General features: G+C 70.7%; 12 protein-coding genes and 3 pseudogenes. 11 read left to right on the forward strand and 4 right to left on the reverse strand.

Annotated features, from left to right (window positions below; translation table 11 throughout):
* Nucleotides 1-54: 54 nt before the first annotated feature.
* A pseudogene (locus JHW41_RS26980) lies at nucleotides 55-192 on the forward strand (DUF6053 domain-containing protein); the annotation flags it as partial.
* On the opposite strand, the pseudogene JHW41_RS26985 reads toward JHW41_RS26980, so the two are convergent.
* Both JHW41_RS26985 and JHW41_RS13505 read right to left on the reverse strand, forming a co-directional pair.
* Nucleotides 138-305: pseudogene (locus JHW41_RS26985) on the reverse strand (hypothetical protein); the annotation flags it as partial. The pseudogenes JHW41_RS26980 and JHW41_RS26985 sit on opposite strands and share 55 nt — an antisense overlap.
* Nucleotides 306-1,469 carry a M23 family metallopeptidase gene (locus tag JHW41_RS13505; RefSeq protein WP_250442612.1) on the reverse strand — a complete coding sequence of 388 codons (1,164 nt, stop codon included), beginning with the start codon at nucleotides 1,467-1,469 and terminating at the stop codon, nucleotides 306-308. It lies immediately after the preceding pseudogene.
* Nucleotides 1,470-1,919: 450 nt separating this feature from the next.
* Between JHW41_RS13505 and JHW41_RS13510 the strand changes: the two genes are divergently transcribed.
* The 4 genes from JHW41_RS13510 (at nucleotide 1,920) to JHW41_RS13525 (ending at nucleotide 6,816) form a co-directional block, all read left to right on the forward strand.
* Nucleotides 1,920-2,270: a hypothetical protein gene (locus JHW41_RS13510; protein ID WP_057947500.1), complete on the forward strand. Its 351-nt coding sequence runs from the start codon at nucleotides 1,920-1,922 to the stop codon at nucleotides 2,268-2,270.
* A 267-nt stretch (nucleotides 2,271-2,537) separates the two neighbouring features.
* The gene (locus JHW41_RS13515) at nucleotides 2,538-2,918 is read left to right on the forward strand and encodes a BlaI/MecI/CopY family transcriptional regulator (RefSeq protein ID WP_250442614.1); all 381 of its coding nucleotides are present in this window, start codon (nucleotides 2,538-2,540) and stop codon (nucleotides 2,916-2,918) included.
* Nucleotides 2,915-4,483 carry a M23/M56 family metallopeptidase gene (locus JHW41_RS13520; protein ID WP_250442616.1) on the forward strand — a complete coding sequence of 523 codons (1,569 nt, stop codon included), beginning with the start codon at nucleotides 2,915-2,917 and terminating at the stop codon, nucleotides 4,481-4,483. The genes JHW41_RS13515 and JHW41_RS13520 overlap by 4 nt, the downstream gene beginning before the upstream one ends.
* Before the next feature lie 149 nt (nucleotides 4,484-4,632).
* Complete coding sequence (locus JHW41_RS13525) at nucleotides 4,633-6,816, forward strand: TonB-dependent receptor plug domain-containing protein (RefSeq protein ID WP_250442617.1); 2,184 nt, start codon at nucleotides 4,633-4,635, stop codon at nucleotides 6,814-6,816.
* Nucleotides 6,817-6,858: 42 nt separating this feature from the next.
* On the opposite strand, the pseudogene JHW41_RS26990 reads toward JHW41_RS13525, so the two are convergent.
* Nucleotides 6,859-6,984 (reverse strand): annotated as a pseudogene (locus JHW41_RS26990) (hypothetical protein); the annotation flags it as partial.
* Between JHW41_RS26990 and JHW41_RS13530 the strand changes: the two are divergent.
* Nucleotides 6,983-8,581, forward strand: coding sequence for an alkaline phosphatase D family protein (locus tag JHW41_RS13530; protein WP_250442619.1), 1,599 nt, complete (start codon nucleotides 6,983-6,985; stop codon nucleotides 8,579-8,581). The pseudogene JHW41_RS26990 and the gene JHW41_RS13530 overlap by 2 nt on opposite strands.
* An 894-nt stretch (nucleotides 8,582-9,475) precedes the next feature.
* Nucleotides 9,476-10,705 (forward strand): pyridoxal phosphate-dependent decarboxylase family protein, encoded by a 1,230-nt coding sequence (locus tag JHW41_RS13535; RefSeq protein WP_101943504.1) that lies wholly within the window; start codon nucleotides 9,476-9,478, stop codon nucleotides 10,703-10,705.
* A 124-nt stretch (nucleotides 10,706-10,829) separates the two neighbouring features.
* On the opposite strand, the gene JHW41_RS13540 is transcribed toward JHW41_RS13535, so the two are convergent.
* Entirely contained in the window at nucleotides 10,830-12,119 is a 1,290-nt protein-coding gene (locus tag JHW41_RS13540) for an MFS transporter (RefSeq protein ID WP_231783988.1), read from the reverse strand.
* Nucleotides 12,120-12,566: 447 nt separating this feature from the next.
* Between JHW41_RS13540 and cyoA the strand changes: the two genes are divergently transcribed.
* The 4 genes from cyoA to cyoD all read left to right on the forward strand — a co-directional run bounded on the left by cyoA (nucleotide 12,567) and on the right by cyoD (nucleotide 16,732).
* Nucleotides 12,567-13,616, forward strand: coding sequence for a ubiquinol oxidase subunit II (cyoA, locus tag JHW41_RS13545; RefSeq protein WP_250442621.1), 1,050 nt, complete (start codon nucleotides 12,567-12,569; stop codon nucleotides 13,614-13,616).
* A 68-nt stretch (nucleotides 13,617-13,684) separates the two neighbouring features.
* The gene (cyoB, locus tag JHW41_RS13550) at nucleotides 13,685-15,691 is read left to right on the forward strand and encodes a cytochrome o ubiquinol oxidase subunit I (RefSeq protein WP_250442623.1); all 2,007 of its coding nucleotides are present in this window, start codon (nucleotides 13,685-13,687) and stop codon (nucleotides 15,689-15,691) included.
* A complete protein-coding gene (gene cyoC, locus JHW41_RS13555; RefSeq protein WP_057947492.1) occupies nucleotides 15,684-16,331 on the forward strand; it encodes a cytochrome o ubiquinol oxidase subunit III in 648 nt (215 codons plus the stop codon). The genes cyoB and cyoC overlap by 8 nt, the downstream gene beginning before the upstream one ends.
* Complete coding sequence (gene cyoD / locus JHW41_RS13560; protein WP_057947491.1) at nucleotides 16,328-16,732, forward strand: cytochrome o ubiquinol oxidase subunit IV; 405 nt, start codon at nucleotides 16,328-16,330, stop codon at nucleotides 16,730-16,732. Before cyoC ends, cyoD begins: the two co-directional genes overlap by 4 nt.
* The last annotated feature ends 260 nt before the right edge of the window (nucleotides 16,733-16,992 follow it).

The raw sequence follows: 16,992 nt of genomic DNA on the forward strand, positions 1-16,992 counted from the left end.
GAGCCTGCGTCGCGGGCTGTTACGGAAGCGGGCTTCGGCTGCGATGCTCTTGTGATGAGCTTCGGCGCCATATCTTTGTGGGAGAGGCTTCAGCCCGATGCCTTTGTGGGAGGGGCTTCAGCCCCGACGCTTTTGTATCCGCGCGCGGCTACCGGATCGAAAGGCGTCGGGGCTGAAGCCCCTCCCACAAGAGCCGCGCCTCGCCATGGATCGGTCCCGCAATGTTCGCGCCGGCACCGCCGACCCCGCTTGCAACGAGCGAACCGCCGCAATACTCGCTCGCAACGGCCGCGCCGACGCCGCACTCAGCGCGCGAACTCGATCACCGCGTTGGACTCGGGCAACTCGTCGCGGCGCCGCTCCGCGACCGCCTTATCGCGCGCCTGCCACGGCCGTTCGCCGAGTCCGCTCGCGCCCGGGTAATGCCCCAGCAAGCCGAACGCCTCGAAGGCGTAGCCGACGCCCTCGCCGGCCAGCGGCGGCGCGGCGTCGGCGACATGGAAATGCAGGTGCGGGCCGGTCGAATCGCCGGTGAAACCGAGCGCGCCGATGACCTGTCCGCGACGCACGCGCTCGCCGGCGCGGACTGTCAGGCTGCCCGGCTGCAGATGCTCGTACACCGCATAACGGCCGTCGCCGAGCGCCAGCGACACGTAATTGCCGGGCGCGCGGTCGAAGTCGTGGCGCGGATGCGCGGACACGCGCGCGCGCTCGCCGATGCCGTCGCGCGCCGCGGCGACCACCGCATCGGCCACCGCCAGCACCGGCTCGCCGTAGCCGAGCGCGTTGGCGGCCAGATCGGCGTCGCCGCGGGCGGTGCGGCCCTGCGCGTCGACGCGGACGAAATCGATGGCGTAGCGGCCGGGCAGGCGCGCGCGGCCGTCGAGCGCGTAGAACACCCGCCGATGCCCGCGCGGCCATTGCGGCGCGTACACCGCCGCCCACGGCCCGCCGCGCAGCGGCGGCGCCAACCGCAGCGAGGCCGCCGGCAAAGGCGCCACTTGCGCGCCTTCGACCTGGCCGGAATCGGCCGCGCCGGACGCGCCGCCGGGCGCGGCGGCGGCCGCGGAGAACTCGACCCGATGGCGCAGCGCCTTCGGCATCGGCGCCGGCAGGTCCAGTTCCAGGAACAGCACGGCGCGCTGGCCCGGTTGCAACGCATCGCCGAGCGCCGCATCGCGCGCGCCGACGACCCGGCCGCGCGCAGCCAGCGCGTCGCCGCGCCAGGACGCCAGCACCGCGCCATCGTTCGCGTCGAGCACGCTCAACGCTTGCAGCCGCAGCGGCGCGGCGCCGAAGTTGGTCAGGTGCAACTCGTACAGCAGGCGTTGACGGCCTTCCACCGCGACCGGGGCCGGGATCTGCGGCACGGCCAGATCGAGCGTGTCCACCGGCGCGGCGCGCGTGGGCGCGGCGGCCAGGAGCGCGGCGGCGAACACCAGGACAGAGGCGAGCAGGCGAGGCAGCATGCGAAGGTTCCAGGCCGGGCGCGGATCGGCGAGGCAGCTTCCGCCAGCGCGGCCGTCCGCGTCCCCTGCCGATTGTCATCCGCTCGCGCGGCGGTCCGCATTCGCGCCGCGCGCGCGGTCCGAACACTGCGCTACGCCCGTTACGCGACGATCGGCGCGCCGCCGCGTAAAACCGACAACGTCGCCGGCCGCGAGCCGCGAGCGTGCCGCCAGGCTCGACCCGGACCGCTGCGTGCCCGAGCTCGTTGCGCAGCGATCGGCGCCCGCCGCGACGCAATCCGACCGCGCCGCCGGCCGCCTCCCGCGCACTCGCAGCGCTACGCCGCGGCGATGGCGAAAACGCGAACGCCGTCGCGCGATCCGGCCGCGCGACGCGCTTGCGTTCCCCGCGCGCATCGCGAATGATCGCCTTCCCGCGGCCAGGGAGGCCGCTTCCGCTGCGCGCCCGACATGGACCGTCGCCACCTCCGCGCCCCACCCGGCCTCGCCCGCCCGCTCGCCGCCGCGCTGGCCTGCATCGCCGCGCTCGCCGCGTGCAAGCCCAGCGTATCCGAGCGCCAGGTGCGCGAAGATTTCGCCACCTTGCAGGCCACCGGCACGGTTCCGGGCAAGGCCCGGCTGGAGCGCATCGAGTTCACCGACGGCTGGAGCGACGGCGCCGAGTTCGAAGTCTATTTCTGCCTGCCCGCGAGCGACGGCCCCGGCCGCGGCTGCGAGCGGCGCAACATCGGCTTGTCGTACCAGCAGCGCGAAGGCCGGTGGCGTTTGTTCTCGGTGCAGGCCGAGCAAGCGGTCGACTGAACCCGCGGCGCAGCGGCGACCGTTCGCCCGTCCGGCCCCTTCTCCGATCGCCACCGGCCGCGCGAGCAACCCTGCGTCGGGTTGCCCGCCGTCGAGCGAACTACGCGCACATCGCCCATCGCCTCCCACCAGCGCGCGGCTGGGTCGGGAGCCAACCGCGCCGCCGCCCCCGGCGCCATGCCGCAATGGCCAGCATCGCCGTACCGCTTGAGCGCATGCGACAAGTGTCGTATGTTGGCGACACGACATCCACACCCGACCGCCGCCATGCCGCCACGCCCGTCCAACGCCGAACTGGAACTGCTCAAATGCCTGTGGCGGCAACAGCCGCTGAGCGCGCGCGAACTGCATAACGCGGTCGGCGAGCAATTGGAGTGGTCGTATTCGTCCACCCGCAAGACGCTCGACCGCATGCTCGAAAAGGGCCTGATCGCCAGCGCCGACCACCACGGGCTGCTGGTGTTCCACGCCGCGGTAGCCAAGCTGCCGACCCTGGCCGCCCTCAGCGCCGACTTCGCCCGCCGGGTGCTGGAGATCGACGGGCCGCTGCCGATGCAGGCCTTCGCCGACAGCCGCTTGCTCGACCAGGGCGAACTCGAACAGCTCGAAGCGATGCTGCGCGACGCCGATCCGGAGCGACCGCGATGAGCGCGGCGGACGCCGGGTTCTGGCTGGCGCAGGCCGGTGCGCAGTTGCTCGCCGGCGCGCTGGCCTGGTTCCTGGGCGGCGCCGCGCACCGCCGCCTGCGCATTTCCCACGCCGCGTTCGGCTATTGGCTGGCGCTGTGGCTGTTGGCGCTGGCGCCGAGCCTCGCCGCGTCGATCTGGCACCTCAGCGGCGCCGCCGCGCCGGCCTGGCCGTTGCCGTCCGGCCTGCCGTTGCCGCGCCTGGACGCGTTCGCCGACGCCACCGCGCCGGCGCAAGCGGCCGAGGCTTTCGAAGCGCAACCGGTCGTGGACCTGGCGAGCGCGGCGCTCGCGCTGTACCTGGCCGGCGTGGCCTGGAGCCTGGCGCGCTGGCTGCGCGACAGCCTCGCGCTGCGGCGGTCGCTGCGAACCGCGCACGCCGCCGGCGATCGCATCCGCGGCGCGCGCAGCCGGCGCGAGTCGCAGGCGCTGCGCGCGCGCGGCGTACGGGTGCTGCTGAGCCGCGACGCCGCCACCGCCTTCGCCCTGGGCTGGCCGCGCCGCAGCGTGGTCGTGCCGGCGGCGCTGGCCGCGAACCTGGACGACGCCCAACTCGCGTTGGTGCTGCGCCACGAAGCCGCGCACCTGCGCCGTCTCGACCCCGAACGCACCGCGCTGATGCGGCTCGTGCAGGCGGCGCTGTGGTTCAACCCGTTCCTGCGCGCGCTGGCCGGACGCGTGCAACTGGCCGCAGAGCTGCGCTGCGACGCCGCCGCGATCGGCGCCGATCCGGCCCAGCGCAGAGCCTGCGCGCAGGCCTATCTCAGCACCCTGCGCCTGGCCGTCGGCCGCGCCGCGCCGGCCGGCGCCAGCGCGTTCACCCGTCGCCGCGATCCGGGCCAACACCAATTGCGCATGCAGCACATGCTGCACGGCGACGACCGGCCGCGCCTGCGCCCGCGCGCGCGCCTGGCGCTGGTGGCGCTGGCCCTGGGCGGCTGCGGCGCGCTGGCCGTGGCGCAGGCCGCCGCCGGCGGCGATCCGCCGCGCATCGCCGCCCGCGCTCCGGCCGCCGTCGCCGCGCACGGCGCAGACATCGCGGCCGCATCCGCGAAAGCGTCCGCCGCCCCGCCCGGCAAGGCGAACGACGCCGCTCGCGCGGCGCCGGACGCCGGGCCGCACGCGCCGTCGGAATCCATCGCCCTCGCCGTCCCGCTCACTAATACCCGCATCACCAGCCGCTACGGCGTCACCGGCGGCATCCGCGTGCGTCCGCACCGCGGCCTCGACTTCGCCGCCCGCCGCGGCACCCGCGTGTACGCGCCGGCCGCCGCGCTGGTCGTCGCCGCGACCGACCGTTACCCCGAGGGCGAGCGCTACGGCAAGGTGGTGGTGCTCGACCACGGCGACGGTTGGCAGACGCTCTACGCCCACCTGCAGGACTTCGACGTGCACGAGGGCCAGCGCATCGCCGCCGGCGCGCCGATCGGCCGCTCCGGCGCCAGCGGCCAGGCCACCGGCCCGCACCTGCACATGGAAGTCCTGCACGACGGCCAGCGCGTGGATCCCGAACCGCTGCTGCGCTGAGCGCGCCGCTCGCGTCTTTCTCAATCCGTCTTTCTCAATCCGTCTTTCTCAATCCGTCTTTCTCAATCCGTCTTCCGTTCGCCCGCCGTCGCGGGAGGCCGGCGGCTTGCCCGCCGCCGGCCCCGCGCGCTCCACCGGATCGCCCGCCGATGCCCTTGCCCCGCTCCGCCGCATTACGCCGCACCGCTCTGCATACCGCGCTCGCCCTAGCATCGAGCGCCGGCGCCGCGTTCGCCCAGCCGCCCCAGGACGCCGCCGCTAGCGACACCGTTACCCGCCTGGACACCGTCACCGTGCAGGCGCAGGACTACGACCCGTGCCGCGACGACACCGCCTCGCGCATCGTCGTCGCCAGCGACGAATTGACCCGCTACGGCGACGACACCCTGGCCGACGCGCTCAAGCGGCTGCCCGGCGTGTCGGTGTCCGACGGCGCCGGCGGCGGTGCGATCGCCCTGCGCGGGCTCGGCAAGGGCTACACCCAGGTGTTGATCGACGGCCGCGCCGCGCCGCCGGGCTTCGACCCGGCCACGCTGCGGCCGGATCAGGTCGAACGGATCGAACTGCTGCGCACCACCACCGCCGACCTGCGCGGCGAAGCCATCGCCGGCACGATCAACATCGTCCTGGCCAAGCAGGCGCGCCGCGATCGCGACCGGCTCACCTTCGCGCTCAAGCACAGCGGCAACGGCTTCAAGCCCAGCGCGGCGTGGAGCCGCACCCGCCGCGGCGACGCCTCCAGCAGCAGCTTCGACGCCAGCGTGCTGCGCAACGATCACCAGGTCGACGAACGCGGCATCGAGCAGGCCTTCGACGACGCCGGCGCGCAGACCCTGGCGCGCCGCACCGACCTGCGCGCGCGCGGCGTGCGCGAACAGCTGTCGCTGGCGCCGGCGGCCGAGCGCACCCTCGCCAACGGCGACCGCATCGCTTGGCGCAGCGGCCTGGAGGTCCGCCGTCACCGCAAGCGCGGCGACATCCACTGGTCGACCTCGCTCGGACCCGAGCTCGACCACACCGACTATCGCCAGCGCACCGACCTGCGCCTGCTGCAGCTGCGCAACGAACTGGCCTGGACCCACGGCTTCGCCAGCGGCGCGCGCCTGGAAACCAAGCTCAACCTCGACGGCAACCGCGAACGCACCCGCTATCGCGAGGACGCCGACGGCCGCGACGGCGCGCGCAACCTGGAAGAGGCCACCGACAGCCGGCTGGACGTGCGCAACCACGCGCTCAGCGGCAAATACTCGTTCGCCGTGCGCGGCGCGCATACCGTGCAGGCCGGCTGGGACCTGGGCCAGGACCGCCGCAGCGAGCGCCGGGTGCAGCGGCTGGCCGAGTTTCCCGGCTTCCCCGGCAAGTCGACCGACCAATCCTTCGACGCGCGCATCCGCCGCAGCGCGGCCTACCTGCAGGACGAGTGGTCGCCGACGCCGCGCTGGTCGCTGTACCTGGGCGCGCGCTGGGAACGCATCGACATCCGCAGCGCCGGCAGCGATTTCGCCCCGCTGCGCAACGACGCGCAGCTGCTGACGCCGGTGCTGCAGTCGCTGTGGAAACTGGCCGTGGACCAGCGCCTGCGCCTGGGCCTGAGCCGCAGCTACCGCGCGCCGGAACTGCGCGAACTGACGCCGCGTCCGTACACCTCGACCAACAACCGCGCGCTCGATCCCGACCGCCAGGGCAATCCGGCGCTGCGCCCGGAACTGGCGACGGGACTGGATCTGGCCTACGAACGCGACTGGGGCGAAGCGGCCACGCTCAGCGTCGGCGGCTATGCGCGGCGGATCGAGGACTTCATCGGCGAGAGCACGCGGCTGCTCGACGGCCGTTGGGTGGCGTCGCCGTTGAATACCGGCGACGCCCGGTCGCACGGCCTGGAGCTCGACGGCAAGCTGTCGCTGGCCAAGCTGCGCAAGCGCGCGCCGGACCTCGACATCGGCCTGCAATTCAATCGCCACTGGTCGCGCGTGGACGCCATTCCCGGCCCCGACAACCGCATCGACCGCCAGCCGCGCTACACCGGCGCCCTCAGCCTGGACTACCGCCCCGCGCCGCACTGGACCCTCGGCGCGTCCTACACCCACCGCAGCGGCGGCCCGGTGCGCACCGCGGCGCGCGAAATCGAAGCGCAGACGCCCAAGCGCGAACTAGACGCCTACGCGCTGTGGAAACGCAGCGACGACGCGCAGTTGCGCCTGACCCTGACCAACCCGCTGCGCCAGGACGGCGGCGAGAGCTTCGAATATCTCGACGAAGGGCAACGGCTGCGGCAACAGCGCTGGCGCAAGAGCACGCTGGGCGTCCGGCTGGAGTGGCAAGTGGGGTTCTGAAGCCGGGTTTGTGGGAGGGACTTCAGTCCCTACGCCCTTGTGCGAGATCGCTGCGAGCGGACAGAACAGCATCGGGACTGTAGTCCTCCCACAGTCAGCGACCACAGCCACACGGCTGCCATCCGCGCCGGTTACCCTCGGGCATCCCCGCTGCCGGGCTCCCGCCATGCACGACCACGACGCCTCCCGCCGCCGCTTCCTGCTGCAGTCCGGCAGCGCCCTGGGCCTGGGCGCGCTCGGCGGCGCCCTGCCCGCGCTCGCCGCGCCGGCGCTGGTGTCGGCCGAATCGGCGCGGCCGCAGTTGCCGAGCGGCCTGCAGTTCGGCGACGTCGGCGATGGCGGCGCCACGGTGTGGGCGCGCGCCGACCGCGCCGCGCGGCTGTGGGTCGAGATCGGCGACGAAGACGGCTTCCGCCGCGCCCTGCGCCTGCGCGGCCCGCTGGCGACCGCGGCCGGCGACTTCACCGCGCGCCTGGATGTGCCGCTGTCCGGCACCGCCGCACGGCGCGTCCGCGTCGCCTTCGAAGACGCCCACAGCGGCGTGCGCAGCGAGTGGAGCGAAGGCCGCCTGCGCCCGGCGCCGAGCGGCCCGCTCGCGCGCACCCGCCCGGTGCGCCTGGTCTGGGGCGGCGACGTCGCCGGCCAGGGCTGGGGCATCAATCCCGAGATCGGCGGCATGCGCATCTTCGAAGCCATGCGCCGGCGCGATCCGGACTTCTTCCTGCATTCGGGCGACGCCATCTACGCCGACGGCCCGATCGCCGAACAGGCGACGGCCGAGGACGGCCGGATCTGGCGCAACCTGGTCGCCGACGGCGTGCACAAGGTCGCCGAGACCCTCGACGAATACCGAGGCCGCTACCGCTACAACCTGCGCGACGAGAACCTGCGCCGCTTCGCCGCGCAGGTGCCGCAGATCTGGCAGTGGGACGACCACGAAGTGGTCAACAACTGGTCGCCGGCCAAGGACCTGTCGGCCGACCCGCGCTACACGGTCAAGGACATCGACCTGCTGGTGCGGCGCGCGCGCCAGGCCTTCCTGGAATACTCGCCACAACGCCGCGCGCGCGGCCGCGACGGCGACGGCCAGCGCACCCGCATCGACCGGGTCGTGCATTACGGCCCGCTGCTGGACGTGTTCGTGCTCGACATGCGCAGCTACCGCGGCGGCAACAGCGCCAACCTGCAGTCGGCGGCGGACGCCGACAGCGCCTTCCTCGGCCGCCGCCAGTTGCGCGAACTGGCGACGAACCTGCGCCGTTCGCGCGCGCTGTGGAAGATCGTCGCCGCCGACATGCCGCTGGGCCTGCAGGTGCCCGACGGCAACGACGCGCAGGGCCGGCCGCGCTGGGAAGCCGTGGCCAACGGCGATCCGGGCCTGCCGCGCGGGCGCGAGCTGGAGTTCGCCGAACTGCTGCACGCGATCCGCGCGGTCGACAACGTGGTCTGGCTGACCGCCGACGTGCACTACTGCGCCGCCCACTACTACGATCCCAACCGCGCCGCGTTCCAGGATTTCTCGCCGTTCTGGGAATTCGTCGCCGGCCCGCTCAACGCCGGCTCGTTCGGGCCCAATGCGCTCGACGCCACCTTCGGCCCGCAGGTGGTGTTCCAGAAGGCGCCGCCGGCGCCGAACGCCTCGCCGCTGGCCGGCTTCCAGTTCTTCGGCGAGGTCAACATCGACCCGGACAGCCGCGCGCTGAGCGTGGACCTACGCGACATCGACGGCCGCAGCGTGTTCGCCAAGACCCTCGCCGCCGCTTGAGCCCCGCCGCAATGGACTAGCCGAGGGAGACAGCGAGAAGCGCAGCGCCGCCGTTGCTGTCTGCCGTCCGCTGTCTCCTGCCCAAGCCGGCCTCGGCGCGCCGCGACCTGTTTGCAGGATCGGTCCATTCGATCATCGACCGTTCGTTCGCGCATCGTGTCGAGGCGAACGCTTTTCCCTTCGCTCGAAGATGTTTCGTATACCGCCATTTTCGCGGGGTTTTGCGCGACCTCGCGCGACGCCGTCGCGATCGTGAACGACGCGCGCATCGCGGCGCGAGCGCAATTGTGTGATCGTCCGCGTCGCGCAATGCGATAACCATCGCTACTTGGACAGCGCAGCGGGCGCCAGCGTTGACCGCGCCGACACTGCGACGTAACACTGTCTTGGCAGTTTCGATTCCCGTATTGCGTCGCAACGGCATCGCGCGCCCGGACCAGAACAACAACGACCTCGTCCGACGCCTACCGCCGATCGCCCAGGGCGCGCCGCACGCGACACGCCCGGCACGACACCTCCCGCTACACGAATCATTTCTTCGCGACACGGAGCCAGTCCTTTGAAGAATCCGACCGCCTCGCGCCGACCGGCGCGTCCTTCGCCCTTGCCCGCGCGGCGACCGCCGCGGCCGCCGCAACGCGCCGCGCACCGATACGGCACCGCGTCGCCCGCCGGCTGCGAACCTTGAGGCATTCCGCGCGCGCAACCGGTCACGCCGCTACGCGCGTTCCGGCAGCCGCCGCGCGCGCGCCGCGATAACGCGAAGCCGATCCCATCCGCGCATCGATACCGCGCACACCCGCGCCGGCACCGCCGACGCGGCGCCCGCGCTTTTGCTCTCCCCCGTTGCCCCCCACCGCCGTTCCCGCCCCCACCGACATGAGAACCGCGCCGATGATGCCTTCCCTCACCGTCCAAGGACGCAAGACCCTGCCCGCCCGCGGCCAACCCTGGAGCGAACTGCAGCAAGCCCTGTCGGCGCTGCGCAGCGCCGACACCGACTGGCGCCAGGGCCGCGCCTCGCTGGACGTCTACTACGCCGGCGAGGACGTGCTCGACGTGGCCCGCCGCGCCTACGCCATGTTCATCAGCGAGAACGCGCGCGCGCCGCACCTGTTCCCGAGCCTGCAGCGCATGCAGGAGGACCTGGTGCAGATCTCGCTGTCGCTGCTCGGCGGCGGACGCGAGGCCGCCGGCACGGTCACCTGCGGCAGCGCCGAGAGCGCGATGCTGGCGGTGTGCAGCGCCTACCGCGCGTTCCGCGCGCGCCGCCCGCACGTGCGCCGGCCGCACCTGCTGCTGCCGGCCAGCGCCCACCCGGTGTACGAACAGGCCGCCGAGATCATGGGCCTGGACCTGATCCGGGTCGCCATCGGCGGCGACTACCGCGCCAGCGTCGAGACCCTGGGCCAGTGCATCGAACCGGAGACGATGATGATCGTGGCCTCGGCGCCGTCGCAGCCGTTCGGCGCGATCGATCCGGTCGAGGCGATCGGCCGGATCGCCCGCGACCGCGACGTGTGGCTGCACGTGGACGCCTGCATCGGCGGTTTCCTCGCCCCGCACGTGGCGCGCTTCGTCGCCGGCGTGCCGCGCTTCGACCTGGCCCTGCCGGGCGTGCGTTCGCTCTCGGCCGACCTGCACACTTTCGGCTACGCCGCCAACGGCGTGTCGGTGCTGCTGCACGCCGATCCCGACGACCACGCCCACCAGACCTTCGAGTACAACCAATGGCCCAAGGGCACCTGGCGCAGCCAGACCCTGTCGGGCACCCTCGCCGGCGGCGCGGTCGCCGCGGCTTGGGCGGTCATGCACTACCTCGGCGAAACCGGCTACCGCGCGCTGGCGCAGCGGGTGATGCACCTGCGCGACCGCTACATCGAGGGCATCGAGCGCATCGGCGGCCTGCACGTGCTGGGCAAGCCGGACCTGAGCGTGATCGCGTTCGGCTCCGACGAATTCGACATCCACGCCGTCGGCGACGCGATGCAGGAGCGCGGCTGGCAGATCAGCCGGCTCGCCAGTCCCGCGGCGCTGCACATGACGGTGACGCCGGTGCACGACCAGGGGGTGGAGGCGTATCTGGAGGACCTGGCGCGGTGCGTGGCGGTGGCGCGGAGATAGCGCGCGGGAGCGAGGAGTGAGCGGAGAGGAGTGAGGAGCGAGAGAAGGGCTTGATGTCGGGCAAAAAGTGAGGAGTGGCTTTCGCTCACTCCTCACTTCTCCAGACTCGCTTCTCGCTCCGGCTTCAGCTGCGCAGCTTGAGCATCCGGTTCACGCCCAGCGCCGCCATCGTGCAGACCGCGCCCGACAGCAGGTACACGCCGACGAAGCCCAGGCCGAAGTGCGCGCACAGGCCCAGCGCCACCAGCGGCGCAAACGCGGCGCCGATCAGCCAGGCCAGGTCGGAGGTCAGCGCCGCGCCGGTGTAGCGGTACTTGGCGCCGAAGTTGGCGGTGACCGAACCGGCGGCCTGGCCGTAGGACAGGCCGAGCAGGATGAAGCCGACCAGGATGAACACGTCCTGGCCGAGTTCGCCCGAGCCGAGCAGGGTCGGGGCGAAGCCGCTGAACATCGCGATCGCCGCGGCCAGCGCGGCCAGGGTGCGCGGACGGCCGAACTTGTCGGCGATCCAGCCCGAGGCCACCACCGCGCCGGCGGCGAGCGCGGCGCCGACGATCTGCACCACCAGGAACTGCGGCACCGACTGGTCGGAATACAGCACGATCCACGACAGCGGGAAGATCGTGACGATGTGGAACAGCGCGTAGCTGGCCAGCGCGGCGAACGCGCCGATGACGACGTGGCGGCCCTTGGCCTGGAACAGCTCCAGCACCGGCGTCGGCTCGAGCTGCTGCTCGCCGAGTTCGCGCTCGTACTCGTGGGTCACCACCAGGCGCAGGCGCGCGAACAGCGCCACCACGTTCAGCGCGAACGCGGCGAAGAACGGATAGCGCCAGCCCCAGTCGAGGAAGTCCTGGCGCGACAGCGCGGTGCTGAGATAAGCGAACAGCGCCGCGGCGATCATGAAGCCGACCGGCGCGCCGAGCTGGCCGAGCATCGCGTACCAGCCGCGGCGCTCCTTCGGCGCGTTGAGCGCCAGCAGCGACGGCAGGCCGTCCCAGCTGCCGCCCAGGGCCACGCCCTGGCCGAGGCGGAACACCGACAGCAGCACCAGCGACAGCGCGCCGATCTTGGCGAAGCCCGGCAGGAAGGCGATGCCGGCGGTGCAGGTGCCGAGCAGGAACAAGGCGATGGTGAGCTTGGTGCTGCGGTCCCAGCGGCGCTGGATCCACATGAACAACACCGTGCCCAGCGGACGCGAGATGAACGCCAACGCGAAGATCGCGAACGACCACAGCGTGCCTTCGAGCTTGCCCAGGTGCGGGAAGAACACCGACGGGAACACCAGCGCCGAGGCGATGCCGTAGACGAAGAAGTCGAAGTATTCCGAAGCGCGGCCGATGACCACGCCGACCGCGATGTCGCCCGGCGCGACCTCGGCGTGCGAATCGGTGCCGTGCACCGAGACGGTCATGGAATCGGGGTTTGCGTGATTTGGCGTTTGCATCGTCTGCTGCAGCTCGGTGCGTGGTGCGGGAAAGAAAGTGCGCAATGCCGCGGGGCGCTGCGGGCCGTGGCGAACGTGCCGACTTGGGCGGATCGGTTCATCCGGCCGTGCCGATACCTTACTCCTGGCCGCGCCGCCGCGCCGTTCGCGAACGGGCGCCACGCTCCCGACGAACGGGCCGCAAGGCCCGAAAACACGGGGTTTGCCAGGGTTTCGCGCCGAAACCGCCGCGGCCGGAGGCGGCGGAAACCGCGCACGGGCCTGCGCCCCGAAGAGCGGGACGGCGTAAGCTTCCCATCCGGATTGCCACGCTGCCATAGGACAAAACGTCCAATCGTCCCGGCCCTCGCTGCGGCGCACAATTGCGCGGTCGCCGCGAGCCTCGCGGCCTTGTCGTGCTTAAGCGTCAGGTTGATGAACGCAATCAAGTCCCTCCTCCGTCCCCTGCTCCTGGCCGGCGCGCTGCTGCCGCTGGCGGGCTGCAATACGCTCCTGCTCAACGCGCCCGGCGACGTGGCCCGCCAGCAGGGCGATCTCATCATCGTCTCCACCGTGCTGATGCTGCTGATCATCGTGCCGGTGATCGCGCTGACCCTGTTCTTCGCCTGGCGCTACCGCGCCTCCAACACGAAGGCGACCTACAAGCCCGACTGGGACCACTCGACCCAGCTCGAGCTGCTGATCTGGGCGGCGCCGCTGCTGATCATCATCGTGCTCGGCGCGATCACCTGGGTCAGCACCCACACCCTCGACCCGTACCGCCCGCTCGACCGGATCAAGGCCGGCCAGCCGGTCGCCGCCGACGTCAAGCCGCTGGAGATCGAGGTGGTGGCGCTGGACTGGAAGTGGCTGTTCCTCTATCCCGAGTACAACATCGCCACGATCAACGAGATCGCCGCGCCGGTCGACCGCCCGATCAAGTTCAAGATCACCGCGTCGTCGGTGATGAACTCCTTCTACATCCCCGCCCTGGCCGGCCAGATCTACGCCATGCCGGGCATGGAGACCCAACTGCACGCGGTGATGAACCACCCGGGCGAGTACGAGGGCTTCTCCGCCAACTACAGCGGCGCCGGCTTCTCGCACATGCGCTTCAAGTTCCACGGCCTGGACCAGGCCGGCTTCGACCAATGGGTGCAAAGCAACCGCGCCGGCGGCCAGACCCTGGAACGCGCCGGCTACCTGGAGCTGGAAAAGCCCAGCGAGAAGGAACCGGTGCGCAGCTATTCCGCGGTCGCGCCGGGCCTGTACAAGGCCATCCTCAACCGCTGCGTCGACGCATCGAAGATGTGCATGGACGAGATGATGATGATCGACGCCAACGGCGGCCTGGGCAACAGCGCCAACGCGCTGGCGCCGCGCCGCCGCGGCGACCTGCGCGGCGGCCCGGTGGTGCTCTCGGCGATGTGCGTCACCGAGCCGTCGGCCGTCCCCAGCTGGGGCGTCGCCACCCTGGCCCCCTGAGCGTTTAGCGCAAGCATTCAACCGCGCGCCTCGCGCGCGCAGGTCCGCACGCGGACTTCGGAGCGAAGATGTCTGACCAATCCAACCTCGCCAAGCTGATCTTCGGCCGGCTCACGTGGGACGCGATCCCGCTGCACGAGCCGATCCTGATCGCTACTTTCGCCATGGTCGCGCTCGGCGGCGTCGCCGTGCTCGCGCTGCTGACCCGCTACAAGCTCTGGGGCTATCTCTGGAACGAGTGGTTCACCAGCATCGACCACAAGAAGATCGGCATCATGTACATCGTGCTGGGGCTGGTCATGCTCATGCGCGGTTTCGCCGACGCGATCATGATGCGCATGCAGCAGGCGATGGCCTTCGGCGACAACGCCGGCTTCCTGCCGCCGCACCACTACGACCAGATCTTCACCGCCCACGGCGTGATCATGATCTTCTTCGTGGCGATGCCGCTGGTGACGGGCTTCATGAACTACGTGGTGCCGCTGCAGATCGGCGCGCGCGACGTGGCGTTCCCGTTCCTCAACAACTTCAGCTTCTGGATGACCGCCTGCGGCGCCGGCCTGGTGATGGTGTCGCTGTTCGTCGGCGAGTTCTCCACCGCCGGCTGGCTGGCCTACCCGCCGCTGTCGGGCATCGCCTACAGCCCGAGCGTCGGCGTCGACTACTACATATGGGCGCTGCAGATCGCGGGCGTCGGCACCTTGCTATCGGGCGTCAACCTGATCGCGACCATCGTCAAGATGCGCGCGCCGGGCATGAGCATGATGAAGATGCCGGTGTTCACCTGGACCTCGCTGTGCACCAACGTGCTGATCGTGGCCGCGTTCCCGGTGCTGACCGCGGTGCTGGTGCTGCTCTCGCTCGACCGCTACGCGGGCACCAACTTCTTCACGAACGATCTGGGCGGCAACCCCATGATGTACGTGAACCTGATCTGGATCTGGGGCCACCCGGAGGTCTACATCCTGATCCTGCCGTGCTTCGGCATCTTCTCCGAGATCGTCTCCACCTACAGCGGCAAGCGCCTGTTCGGCTACGCCTCGATGGTGTACGCGACGGTGGTGATCACGATCCTGTCGTACCTGGTGTGGCTGCACCACTTCTTCACCATGGGCTCGGGCGCGAGCGTCAACTCGTTCTTCGGCATCACCACGATGATCATCTCGATCCCGACGGGCGCGAAGATCTTCAACTGGCTGTTCACCATGTACCGCGGCCGCATCCGCTTCGAGGTGCCGATGCTGTGGACGGTGGGCTTCATGGTCACCTTCACCATCGGCGGCATGACCGGCGTGCTGCTGGCGGTGCCGCCGGCCGACTTCGTCCTGCACAACAGCCTGTTCCTGATCGCGCACTTCCACAACGTCATCATCGGCGGCGTGCTGTTCGGCCTGTTCGCCGGCATCAACTTCTGGTGGCCCAAGGCCTTCGGCTTCAAGCTCGATCCGTTCTGGGGCAAGTGCTCGTTCTGGTTCTGGCAGATCGGCTTCTTCTTCGCGTTCATGCCGCTGTACGTGCTCGGCCTGATGGGCGTGACCCGGCGCATGAGCCACTTCGACGATCCCTCGATCCAGATCTGGTTCCTCATCGCCGCCTTCGGCGCCGCGCTGATCGCGATCGGCATCGCCTGCATGCTGATCCAGATCTTCGTCAGCATCCGCAACCGCGAGAAGCTGCGCGACCCGACCGGCGACCCGTGGCAGGGCCGCACCCTGGAGTGGTCGACCTCGTCGCCGCCGCCGGCCTACAACTTCGCCTTCACCCCGGTCGTGCACGACAACGACGCCTGGCACGACATGAAGCAGAACGGCTTCCAGCGTCCGACCTCGGGCTTCCTGGCCATCCACATGCCCAAGAACACCGCCGCCGGCCTGGTCATCGCATTGCTCAGCACCGTCTGCGCGTTCGCCCTGATCTGGCAGATGTGGCTGGTCGCCGGGGTGTTCTTCGCCGCGATGCTGGTCGCCGCGATCGTCCACACCTTCAACTACAAGCGCGACTACTACATCCCGGCGGACGAAGTGACCGCCGCGGAAAACCTGCGCACGCAACAACTGGCCGCCGCCCATGTCTGACGCCACCGCCATCCTCTCCCACGCCCAGGCGCAGCCGGCCTCTTCGGCTTCGCGCTTCCTGGACCTGAAGGGCAAGCACCATCCGGAAAACGGCACCCTGCTAGGGTTCTGGCTCTACCTGATGAGCGACTGCCTGGTGTTCGCCGTGCTGTTCGCCACCTACGGCGTGCTCGGCCGCAGCTACGCGGCCGGCCCGTCGGGCGCGGACCTGTTCGACCTGCAGCTGGTGGCGATCAACACCTCGATGCTGCTGCTGTCGTCGATCACCTACGGCTTCGCCATGATCGCGATGACCAAGCGCAAGCTGGCCGCGGTGCAGGGCTGGCTGGCGATCACCGGCGTGTTCGGCCTGGCCTTCATCGGCCTGGAACTGTACGAGTTCGCCCACCTGATCCACGAAGGCGCCGGTCCGCAGCGCAGCGCGTTCCTGTCCTCGTTCTTCGCCCTGGTCGCGACCCACGGCCTGCACGTCACCTTCGGCATCGTCTGGCTGGTGGTGCTGATGGTGCAGTTGGGCAAGCACGGCCTGACCGCGCCGAACCGCCGCCGCTTGTTGTGCCTGTCGATGTTCTGGCACTTCCTCGACGTCGTCTGGATCGGCGTCTTCACCTTCGTCTACCTGATGGGAGTGCTGCCGTGACCCAGTCCGCGCAACACCACGACAACGCGCACGGCCACGACGATCATGGCCACGACCACGAAGAGCACGACGACTACCACGGCACCGTCAAGGGCTACACCATCGGCTTCCTGCTGTCGGTGTTCCTGACCGCGATCCCGTTCTGGCTGGTCATGGCCAAGGTGCTGCCGTCGTCCGGCGTCACCGCCGCGGTGATCCTGGCCTTCGCCGTGGTCCAGATCGTCGTGCACATGGTCTACTTCCTGCACATGAACACGAAGTCGGAAGGCGGCTGGAACATGCTGGCGCTGATCTTCACCATCGTGATCGTGGTGATCACCCTGGCCGGTTCGCTGTGGGTCATGCACCACTTGAACGTGAACATGATGCCGATGCCGCACGAGATGCGGAACATGCCCTGAAAGCCGTAGGAGATAGCGGGGAGGAGTGAGTGGATAGCGCTCCTCTTCGCGGTTTCCGCGTCGCGGATCCAAGGCGGCGGGTGCGGGTTCCGCACTCGCCGCGCCGTTACCAGAACGTCGTCCCCGCGCAGGCGGGGACCCAGAGACTTCAGCGGGCCCTGGCCCGGCGGCCCGCGCGCCGTTCGCGCGGCCTCACCCGCCCCGGTCCCCGCAGGGCTATCATCCCCACGCAACCGGCTCGCCCCTCTCGTCTTCCGCAC

The sequence above is a fragment of the Lysobacter enzymogenes genome, from assembly GCF_023617245.1.
GTDB classification, from domain to species: domain Bacteria; phylum Pseudomonadota; class Gammaproteobacteria; order Xanthomonadales; family Xanthomonadaceae; genus Lysobacter; species Lysobacter yananisis.